Annotated in this window: 7 protein-coding genes; 6 read left to right on the top strand and 1 reads right to left on the bottom strand. The window is 40.5% G+C overall.

What is annotated here, in order from left to right:
• Nucleotides 1-148: 148 nt before the first annotated feature.
• Nucleotides 149-1,066, top strand: a complete 918-nt coding sequence (locus tag AC2G3J_RS04735) for a siderophore-interacting protein (RefSeq protein WP_483771061.1) — start codon at nucleotides 149-151, stop codon at nucleotides 1,064-1,066.
• A gap of 513 nt (nucleotides 1,067-1,579) precedes the next feature.
• Complete coding sequence (locus tag AC2G3J_RS04730; protein ID WP_336951912.1) at nucleotides 1,580-3,748, top strand: TonB-dependent siderophore receptor; 2,169 nt, start codon at nucleotides 1,580-1,582, stop codon at nucleotides 3,746-3,748.
• Between the two features lie 305 nt (nucleotides 3,749-4,053).
• On the opposite strand, the gene AC2G3J_RS04725 is transcribed toward AC2G3J_RS04730, so the two are convergent.
• Nucleotides 4,054-5,646, bottom strand: coding sequence for a BCCT family transporter (locus AC2G3J_RS04725; protein ID WP_336951914.1), 1,593 nt, complete (start codon nucleotides 5,644-5,646; stop codon nucleotides 4,054-4,056).
• Between the two features lie 263 nt (nucleotides 5,647-5,909).
• Here AC2G3J_RS04725 and betI point away from each other — a divergent pair, with 263 nt between their 5' ends.
• From betI to AC2G3J_RS04705, 4 genes are all read left to right on the top strand, one after another.
• Entirely contained in the window at nucleotides 5,910-6,533 is a 624-nt protein-coding gene (gene betI, locus AC2G3J_RS04720) for a transcriptional regulator BetI (RefSeq protein ID WP_336951915.1), read from the top strand.
• Nucleotides 6,526-7,998, top strand: coding sequence for a betaine-aldehyde dehydrogenase (betB, locus tag AC2G3J_RS04715; RefSeq protein ID WP_336951916.1), 1,473 nt, complete (start codon nucleotides 6,526-6,528; stop codon nucleotides 7,996-7,998). The genes betI and betB overlap by 8 nt, the downstream gene beginning before the upstream one ends.
• A gap of 89 nt (nucleotides 7,999-8,087) precedes the next feature.
• Nucleotides 8,088-9,782, top strand: coding sequence for a choline dehydrogenase (gene betA / locus AC2G3J_RS04710; RefSeq protein ID WP_336951917.1), 1,695 nt, complete (start codon nucleotides 8,088-8,090; stop codon nucleotides 9,780-9,782).
• A gap of 67 nt (nucleotides 9,783-9,849) precedes the next feature.
• The gene (locus AC2G3J_RS04705) at nucleotides 9,850-10,644 is read left to right on the top strand and encodes a TorF family putative porin (RefSeq protein WP_419359780.1); all 795 of its coding nucleotides are present in this window, start codon (nucleotides 9,850-9,852) and stop codon (nucleotides 10,642-10,644) included.
• The last annotated feature ends 553 nt before the right edge of the window (nucleotides 10,645-11,197 follow it).

Genomic DNA, 11,197 nt, shown 5'->3' with positions numbered 1-11,197 from the left:
TAAAATACAAGTAATTTAAACATAAATGCCCTTTAAATGATAATGATTATATTTTACATTTAACACCATGCAGATTTTCTCGATCCGCTCAGCACTTAAAGAAAGGCAATTGTGGTTTATTGCTCAATAAAGATAGGTAGACTTAATGATGAATAGCCAACAACAAACGACATTAGATCAAAAAATAGTACCAGACCAAAAAAAGGTTTCAGACAAAAAAACAGTATCAGATCAAAAAGCGATACTGAAACAAGATGATCATATGCGGAATCTGGAAGTCATTGAGATGACGATAACGGCGATTTCTCATCCTTTTCCATCAATTGTACGTATTCGGGGCGAAATCAATACAACACAGCCAGACTTATGGACAACACCTAACCTTGCTATTCGTTTAGAAGTGCATCAACAAGCAGACAGCTTACCTATATCACGTGTATATACCGTGCGTTGCTTTGATCCAAGTACTCGTCAAATTGAAATTGACTTTGTTCTACATGCTGACCCAAGTCCAGCAATGCTTTGGCTAGATTCAGCAAAAATTGGCACTAAAATTCAACTTACGGGTCCAAGACCGCACTTTCTCCCCAATTTTACCCCAGCTAAACGCGTGGTGATGTTTGCCGATGAAACCGCCATTCCAGCCGTCTATTCAATTTTACAGCAATGGCAAATGGGAATTCAGGGAGAGATTTATATTGAAAGTTGTGACGCCAATATTATTGATGATTTACCAAAATATCATGGCGTAAATATTCATTTACTTCATCGGGGAAAATCACAGCAAGCGGGTAAATTGGGCTTACTACTTAAAGTTGCCGAACATTTTAAAGATCGTGAAGATATTAGCATTTGGGCAGCCTGTGAACGTAATGAAGCAAGAGCGATACGGAAGCTGTTTACCCAACACGGTCATTTGAGTAAAGATGATATTCGTGTGGCCGGCTATTGGAATGTCGGCATGTCCAGCTCAACATTAGATCTAAGCAGAGTCGCATATTATCAAAAACACCTAGAACAAGGTAAAACGCTAGAAACATTTGATGATCTAGATATGCCTGTTTAAATGAAATCATTGACCTATTTGCCCCCCATCTCAGTTTTCTTAAGACGATTATTTAGAGGGAGTATTTGGAATGTAAATCAATCTTTGAGGTTGATACTCTGGCATTATTATGGCCTAACTCAATGATGACCCAACACAATTAACAGCACTCGACTTGGATCTTACGATCCAAGTCTTTATATTATTCATTGCACAGCCTGTGTTGCATATCTTTACATCATGGTCTGCTTAAAGATCCAAAGCGAATCCACTACAACATTTTTACATGATGGCTAATTATAACAACGGCGAAAACATGGTGATGTAATTGCTGAAAACATGATTGCCAAGCTTATTTTTCTCTAGCCAAGTGCAAAGCTTAAAATCAATCTTCCCTCGTTCACAGATAGGCCCATGCAATCTCAAAATGACAGGGATAAATTTATTTGATCCTTTTTTAAATCTCAAACGACATTATAAGCATACTCCTCACATCTTATAAGGCCGCTTTCGATGTCATCAACAAGAATACAAATGGCAGACAAAAAATACCTGTCAAAAATGATTCAAATGATCATGTTAGGTCTCACTTCTGTAGTTGCTTCTACCCTTTTGCATGCTACTGAAGAGATAACTCAAAATAATGCAGAACCTCTTGCATTGCCAACGCTCAAGTTTACAGCAAACCAATTGGGTGAAATTACAGAAAACAGTGGTGTCTATACTCCGGGTTCAATTGCCACAGCAACGCGTTTGGTTTTAAAACCCAAAGAAACCCCACAAACAATTAGTGTGATTACTCGCCAAGAAATGGATGATTTTAATCTCAACTCTATCGATGATGTTATGCGGCATACCCCGGGTGTTAGTGTGGTGACCTATGACAGTGAACGGACAGAATATTACTCCCGTGGTTTTGCAATACAAAACTTCCAGTACGATGGGATCCCGATGAATCGTGATTCGGCCTACTCAGCAGGAAATACTCTAAGTGATATGGCGATTTATGATCGTATCGAAGTTTTAAAAGGAGCAACGGGGCTTTTAACTGGGGTGGGTGATCCTGGTGCAACGATTAATTTGATTCGTAAAAAACCAACCAAAGATTTTCAAGGGAATGTTTCTCTGGGTCTAGGCACATGGAATAACTACCGCGGCCAAATTGATTTAAGCGGTCCACTTAACCAAACGGGCAGTATTCGTGGACGTGGCGTTGCTGCGTATCAAGACAAAGAATCTCAATTAGATCGCTATGAACGCAAGACTCCTGTGTTCTACGGCATATTAGAAGCAGATTTAACTGAGAATACCCTACTGACTATAGGCGCAGATTATCAAGACAATAAACCTAAGGGCTCAACGTGGGGCGGTATCCCAATTTATAATTCAGCGGGTCAATTTAATAAAATGTCGCGTGGCTTTAACAATGGTGCAAATTGGAGTAATTGGGAACAATATACTCGAACTATTTTCTCAACTTTAGAGCATAAGTTTGATAATGATTGGGTCGCAAAAATCCAGTTAAATCATCAAATCAATGGCTATGATGCACAATTAGGCGCAGCGGCAGGTGGTCATCCAAATCCATCGACGGGAACTGGTGTTTCAATGTGGGCTGGAAACTATAAGGGCGAAACCAAAAGTGATGCTGCAGACATCTATGCAACAGGTCCTTTTCAACTTTTTGGCCGTGAACACGAGCTGGTTGTAGGCGCAAGCATTTCTGAGAGCACTTGGAAAAATAATGGTTATAGTGCACCAACTGGTTATAAAACCAGTGTAGATCAATATTATCAATGGAATGGGAACGTTGCGGAGCCTGATTGGCAAAAAGGTAATCATTGGTCAAACAATGAAACCACCAAGCAGAATGGATTTTATCTCACCTCACGTTTGAATTTACATGATGATTTAAAAGTCATTTTGGGTGGACGTATTGCAAACTATAAGTCAGAAGAGACTAAAGAGTCAGGTATCTTTATACCTTATGTCGGTGCGGTTTATGATTTAAATGACCAATACTCAGTTTATGCAAGCTACAGCACCATATTTAAACCTCAATCTGCACAAAATCCAAACGGTAAAACACTTGATCCGCTTGAGGGAGAAAACTACGAAGCTGGAATCAAAGGTGAATTTTTTGATGGTCGCTTAAATGCAAGTTTGGCATATTACCAACTCAAACAAGACAATTTTGCGAAAGAGATTCCAAACGTCCTTACACCATCTGGTGGTGTCGCATCTGAAGCGCTCCAAGGTGTCAAAACCAAAGGGGCTGAACTCGAAGTTACTGGTGAAATTCGTCCTGGTTGGAATTTACATGCTGGCTTTAATCATAAAATCTCTAAACAAGATGGGATAAAACAGAGCACTTTGACTCCTGAAAATGAATTTAGCCTTTATACCAGCTATAAGCTCAATCAATGGGTGGATGGTTTAACTGTTGGTGGTGGTGCACGTTGGCAAGATAAGACTTGGGGCGATGTCACCAATCCACTGTATAAAGATCCTGTTAAACATGTGGTGTCTGATTATTGGTTATTTGATGCAATGGCAAACTATGAAGTAAATGATCAATTATCCGTTTCTTTTAATGTAAACAATCTTCTAGATGAAAAATATTATACGATTTTTAGCTGGTATAGCACGTATACATGGGGCGAAGGTCGTAATTATAATTTAGGACTTAAATATAAGTTTTAATCAGGTTTAACTGACTTCCTCTAGGTAATAGACAAACATCATACTGCATGGGGAAGTTTCAACTATTCAGTCAGCTTTTACTATTGTTCCAAAATCACTGATCTCATTTCATCCTACGCTAACATCAACCTAATTTGGTCTTAAATCACCCGGTTAATCTGCGGATTTTATTATTTATTTTGAGCATTGAATTTTTTAAAACTCAAGCCCTATCTTTAGCTATGCCTTTTCACTGTCTAGTGGAGGAAAAGGCAAAGCTAAACCAAGCACAAAGAAGAATCATAAAACTATAGTATTTCTGATTTTTATTTGTTCCGATCTGAGGATTCAATGGGTTTGTTGATGACTTTTTTGGGGGCTTGATCAGCTAAGTCCTGATTAATTGCTTTGGTTAAACCAAACATATACAGCAAAATAATCACCGAGAATGGTAATCCACATAATACCACAGCACTTTGCATCGAATGGAAACTACCTGCTAACAATAAACCAATACTGACAATAGTAATCACCACCGACCAGAAAATTCGCAACCAAATCGGTGAATCACTTTCATTACTTCCGCCTTTTGTAGACAGATTTGCAATCATCAGCGTGCCAGAACCCACTGGAGTCAAAAACAGCACAAAACATATCACCACAACAATCCCAGCCACATAAGGATTAAAAGGTAAATATTCGAGTAACTTAAACAAAGATAAAGCTGGATCGGTGAGAACCATATCGCCCAAAACTTTTTGTTTTTGATTCAAAATTAATTCAATTGCAGTATTACCGAAAATGGAAATCCAAGCCAAAGTAAAGCCTAAAGGGATTAGACACACACCCAAGACTACTTCACGAATGGTGCGCCCTTTTGAAATACGCGCAATAAACATCCCAACGAAAGGTGCCCAAGCAATCCACCAAGCCCAATAAAACACCGTCCAAGAACCGAGCCAGCCTTTCGCTTGTGAATTGTATAAATACACATCAAAACTTTTCGCGACAAAATGGTTGAGATAGTCACCCACGTTCTGTACCAAACCATTGAGCAAATGATTGGTTGGGCCTGTTAAGAATACAAATAACAATAAGCCATAGAGTAAACGTAAGTTAATCCGTGAAAGCCAAGCCAGTCCTTTTTCAATCCCCACCACTGTGGTGATGGTCGCAACAGACATCATCACCAATACCACTGCGATCAGAGTAACATTGTTGTCTGGAATGGCTGGGACTAAATAACTGATGCCCGAAACCAATACCAAAGCACCTATACCTAGATTGGTGACCAAAGATATCACCGTGGCTAAAATCCCAAAACCATCTACGAAGTCACCGATCAAACCATAGATCCGATCGCCAAAAATTGGATAAAGTGCAGAACGTAAAGCTAGGGGTAAATCTAAGCGAAAAGCAAAATAGCCCAAAGTGACACCTAACAAGGCATAGAGCACCCAGCCATGTATACCCCAATGTAAGAAGCTATACATCATGGCATCTCTGGCAGCTTGGATTGTGCCACCCTCGCCTTCAGGTGGTCTTAAAAAATGATCGACAGGTTCAGCAACACCATAATACAGTAAGGCAATACCGATACCTGCGGAAAACAGCATAGATACCCAAGCCAAGTAACCAAACTCAGGTTTATCGCCATCTTTTCCAAGTGGAAGTTGTCCAGCACGAGAAAAAGCCAACCATCCAACAAAACCTAGACATGCCACAATCACCAGCATGTAATACCAACCAAAGAGTTGATTGGCCTGCTCTTGTACATAGGTTAGCCAAAACTGACTTTTTTTTGGAAATAAAACAAACAATAGACCAAAAATACCGATACTGATTGCAGAACTTCCAAACACAAATAAATTTAACCGAATCCGTTCGGATGAATATCCTTTATGGCTATTTGACACCATGCTATTGCTCCTTGCAATTGGTGTATTTTCTTAAAAAATAATAGGATATGTACTCTTTTTACTGAACATTCTGATGGATCAGAATGTTGATGTATACACTTACATTTCTTATTACTCATCAAAAAATTATTGATTTTTGTAGATTATACTTTTTATTAATTGAACGTTCAATCAATAAAAAGTATTATAAAAAAATGCTAAGATGTTCTACATTGAGTAATGTTAAATAAAAAGTGCCTTTTCAGCACTTTAAGTGGATATACATGACAAAACGTAGAGTCAAACCAGAGCATGTGCGACGTGAAGAAATTATTAACGCCGCATTTGATGTGATTTATGAAGTGGGTTTATCCAATATGACCATTGCACAAATCGCAAAGAAAGCCGAGCTATCCACAGGTATTGTGAGTCACTATTTTGGTGATAAACAGGGATTAATAAATACCTGCATGCAAGAAATGTTGAATGTTTTACGTCGCAAAACCGACCAAAATAAAACTGAAGCAGACGAGCATCCAGAAAGCCAACTTAAAGCGATTATTGATTCTAACTTTGATATTAGTCAGGTCAATAAACAAGCCATGCGCATCTGGTTAGACTTTTGGTCTGCAAGCATGCATCTACCCGAACTTGGGCGCTTGCAACAAATTAATGATCAACGCCTGTACTCAAACTTGAAGTTTCACTTTCTCAAGTTATTGGACAAAGAACAGGCAAGCATTGCCGCTCGTGGTTTAGCGGCATTGATTGACGGATTATGGTTACGTGGCAGTCTAAGCAGTCATGATGAATTTGACAGCCAACTGGCACGTTCCATTGCTTACGATTATGTAAAAACGCAATTACAATTTGCGGAAAAGCCTTTGCAGGAGAGACAGAATGAGTGATTCACAAGTTCATCAATTGTACATCCATGGTCGCTATGTAGCAGCGACCAGTGGTAAGACCTTTACCAGTATTAACCCTGCCAATGGTGAAGTGATTGCAACCCTTCAACAAGCATCACAACAAGACATCGAAGCGGCTGTTCAAAGCGCACAACAAGGTCAAAAAATTTGGGCCGCAATGACAGCGATGGAACGTTCTCGTATTTTACGTCGCGCTGTCGACATCTTACGTGAGCGTAATGATGAACTCGCTCGCTTAGAAACCCTCGATACAGGTAAAGCCTTTAGCGAAACATCGACCGTTGATATTGTCACAGGTGCTGATGTCCTCGAATATTACGCAGGTCTCGCGACTGCAATTCAGGGAGAGCAAGTTCCGCTTCGTGAATCAAGCTTTTTCTATACCCGTCGTGAACCACTTGGTGTTGTCGCGGGAATCGGTGCTTGGAACTATCCAATTCAAATCGCATTATGGAAATCTGCCCCTGCTCTAGCTGCTGGGAACGCCATGATCTTTAAACCAAGTGAAACCACACCGCTGAGCGTATTCAAACTTGCTGAAATCTATACTGAAGCGGGACTACCAGATGGCGTATTTAACGTGGTACAAGGTGCAGGCCGTGAGATTGGACAATGGTTAACTGAACATCCTGTTATTGAAAAAATTTCTTTCACTGGTGGTGTTGAAACAGGCAAGAAAGTTATGGCAAGTGCCGCAGGCTCTACACTCAAAGAAGTGACCATGGAACTCGGCGGTAAATCCCCTTTAATTATTTGTGATGATGCTGACCTCAATCGAGCAGCAGACATTGCGGTGATGGCTAACTTCTTTAGTTCAGGTCAAGTATGTACCAATGGTACACGTGTTTTTGTTCCAAAAGCCCTGTTGGCAGATTTTGAAGCCGCTATTGTAGAACGGGTAAAACGGATCCGTATTGGTGATCCAATGGCTGAGCAAACCAACTTTGGTCCACTCACCAGCTTCCCACATATGGAAAAAGTCTTGTCGTTCATTGAGTCAGGTAAACAACAAGGTGCCAAACTGTTGATTGGTGGTGGTCGTGCGACAGAAGCTGAATTGGCGCAAGGTGCTTATGTGTTGCCGACAGTTTTCAGTGACTGCCAAGATGATATGCGCATCGTTGAAGAAGAAATCTTTGGCCCTGTCATGAGCATTCTCAGTTATGAAACTGAAGAAGAAGTCATTCGTCGTGCCAATGACACCACTTTTGGTTTAGCGGCAGGTGTTGTCACACAAGACATCACCAAAGCACATCGTATTATTCATCAAATCGAAGCAGGTATTTGCTGGATCAACACTTGGGGCGAATCCCCTGCTGAAATGCCAGTGGGTGGCTATAAACAATCAGGTGTCGGCCGTGAAAATGGTTTAACCACACTTGGACATTACACCCGTATCAAGTCAGTTCAAGTTGAGTTAGGTGAGTATCAAAGCATTTTTTAATGCACTCAGGCTTTCTCCGTATATCAATCCTATGTGCCATGTCATCACCTGATTGCATTGGCACTTTTAAAAATACAAAAAGGATAATTATGAATACTCTAGCATATGACTACATTATCATCGGCGCAGGATCTGCCGGAAATGTGCTCGCAACACGTTTAACTGAAGACAAAGACATTACAGTTTTACTCTTGGAAGCAGGTGGCCCAGACTACCGTTTAGATTTCCGTACTCAAATGCCAGCAGCGTTGGCTTATCCACTACAAGGACGCCGTTACAACTGGGCATATCTCACTGATCCTGAACCACATATGAATAATCGCCGTATGGAATGTGGCCGTGGTAAAGGTTTAGGTGGTTCATCATTGATTAACGGGATGTGTTATATCCGCGGTAATGCGATGGACTTAGATCACTGGTCGACGCTCAAAGGGCTAGAAGACTGGAGCTATGCAGACTGCTTACCGTATTATAAAAAAGCTGAAACCCGCGATATTGGTGGCAATGACTACCACGGTGGCGATGGCCCTGTATCTGTGGCAACCCCTAAAAATGGCAATAATGTCTTGTTCCATGCCATGGTTGAAGCAGGTGTACAAGCAGGCTATCCACGTACAGATGACTTGAATGGTTATCAACAAGAAGGTTTCGGTCCAATGGATCGTACTGTGACACCAAAAGGCCGTCGCTCTAGTACTGCGCGTGGTTATTTAGACATGGCAAAGGGTCGCCCTAATTTAACTATCGTGACCCATGCCACCACCAATAAAATTTTATTTAATCAAAAACATGCCATTGGTGTGGAATATATTATTGGTGCAGATCAAGCCAATCTCACACAAGCACGCGCAAACCGTGAAGTCTTGCTTTGTGCAGGCGCGATTGCATCCCCACAAATTTTACAACGTTCGGGTGTTGGCGAAAGTAATTTCCTTAAATCGATGGACATCGACGTGGTACATGATTTACCGGGTGTCGGTGAAAACTTACAAGACCATTTGGAAATGTACTTACAATACAAATGTAAGCAACCTGTTTCACTCTACCCCGCTTTAAAATGGTTTAACCAGCCTGCGATTGGCGCTGAATGGTTATTTAATGGGACTGGTATTGGCGCAAGTAATCAGTTTGAAGCAGGTGGTTTTATCCGCAGCTCAGATGAATTTGACTGGCCAAATATTCAATATCACTTCTTACCTGTTGCGATTAACTATAACGGCAGTAATCCCGTCAAAGAACATGGCTTCCAAGCCCATGTCGGTTCTATGCGCTCACCTTCACGTGGTAGAATTAAGCTGAAATCAAAAGATCCTTTTGAGCATCCAAGCATCCTGTTCAACTATATGTCGACTGAGCAAGACTGGCGTGAATTCCGTGATGCCATTCGTATCACACGTGAAATCATGCAACAGCCTGCACTGGATGCATATCGTGGCGAGGAAATCAGTCCTGGAAAACAGGTGCAAACTGATGCGGAACTGGATGACTTCGTGCGCAACCATGCTGAAACAGCATACCATCCTTCATGTAGTTGCAAGATGGGTGAAGACGAAATGGCAGTGGTTGACGGTCAAGGTCGTGTACACGGTCTACAAGGCTTGCGGGTTGTTGATGCTTCGATAATGCCACTGATCATTACTGGAAATTTAAATGCCACAACGATCATGATCGCTGAAAAAATCGCAGATCAAATTCGTGGTCAAAAATTGCCACGTTCTGAAGCGGGTTATTACAAAGCTGGCACTGCACCCGTGCGCAAAGCACCTTTACGTCCGATCGTGTAAAAGTATTCATATTTTAGCGACACCTGAGTTTTGACTGAGTGTGTCGCATCTTGCAAGGACGAATAAAATGAGAAAAAAATTATTATTGACCATCCCTTTGAGTCTATTTTTTCAAACCATACATGCCAATGAATCAGGTGTAGAAACACCATCTCCTTATAGTGCAAATTTGACAGTGGCCAGCCAATATATCTCACGTGGTTTTCAACAGACCTGGGGCAACCCTGCTATACAAGGCGGATTTGATTATGCACATCCCAATGGTTTTTATGCAGGAACTTGGGCTTCTACTGTGAGTGATGACTTCATCCGTGATGCCAATGTTGAATGGGATGTCTATACTGGTTATAGCCGTAGTTTCGGTCAGTTAAATCTGGCTACTAAAGTCGCTTATTACTACTATCCTGGGGCAAAAACCACTGCTGAAACAGGTCATACCCGTTTTGATTATGGTGAAATTATTCCAGAAATCAGCTATGGTCCGCTGAGTGTTAAATATGCAATCACCTATACCCAAGATTATTTTGGCAATAATTCTGACACTTTAGCAATTGGTTCCAATAAGCACTCTCGAGGTTCAGGCTATTTAGATGTAAATTGGTTACAACCCATCGCTCAAGGCTGGTCGGTGAATATGCATTATGGCAATCAACGTATAAAAAACTTTTCTGCCGCAAGCTTTCAAGATGCCAGTTTTGCCATTAATAAAGTGCTACCTTATGGCTTATCTTCCAGTTTAAGTTATAGCAAAGCATGGGACAAAAACGGATATTATCAAAAATACAGCAATGGCAATCCCAATGCCAATGTTTCAAATCCAATTGATTCCACCCTCACTTTTTCACTCACTAAAAAGTTTTAAGCTAAAGTTTAGATATTTAGTAACCTGTTATAGATTAACCAAAAACCATGCCCTCCAAGAGCGTGGTTTTTTAATGTCTATAGTCACCCCCCTAATTATTCATATAAGTGATTTCTATCAAGTCATTGATCAGAAATGAACTTATGTTTTTGTATGTGCTTTTAGAAACTGTTGGGTATCAATTCATTTTTTTTACTTTTGAATTATAGATGGTGATCCTACCCCTCGCCCAACATGAGCAAAAACAAAGCACTGCTTTGTTTGAAGCGCAAGGTTTGGCACCTCTTACGAAAGTGAGGCATCGCCTACGCAAAGCTATTTAAAGTTTGAATGTAAGGTGTGGCATTGCAAGCTTTTTATAATTAAATAATTTATTTTCTCATGCAATTGATTTAATTAAAAATATTCATTAAAAAAAATTATATTATTATGTCTGAGCTTTTTTGACAGATTGACTTATATCTTGGCTTAATTCAATAAAGCAAACTCAAATCTCCCCATACTGTTGAATTATCATTAGACAGCCATTGATTGTTTGTATAAAGTATCAGGA

The organism is Acinetobacter legionensis, from assembly GCF_057165765.1.
Note: the sequence above shows the minus strand (reverse complement) of the source record. Positions and strands in the feature narration are given on the sequence as shown.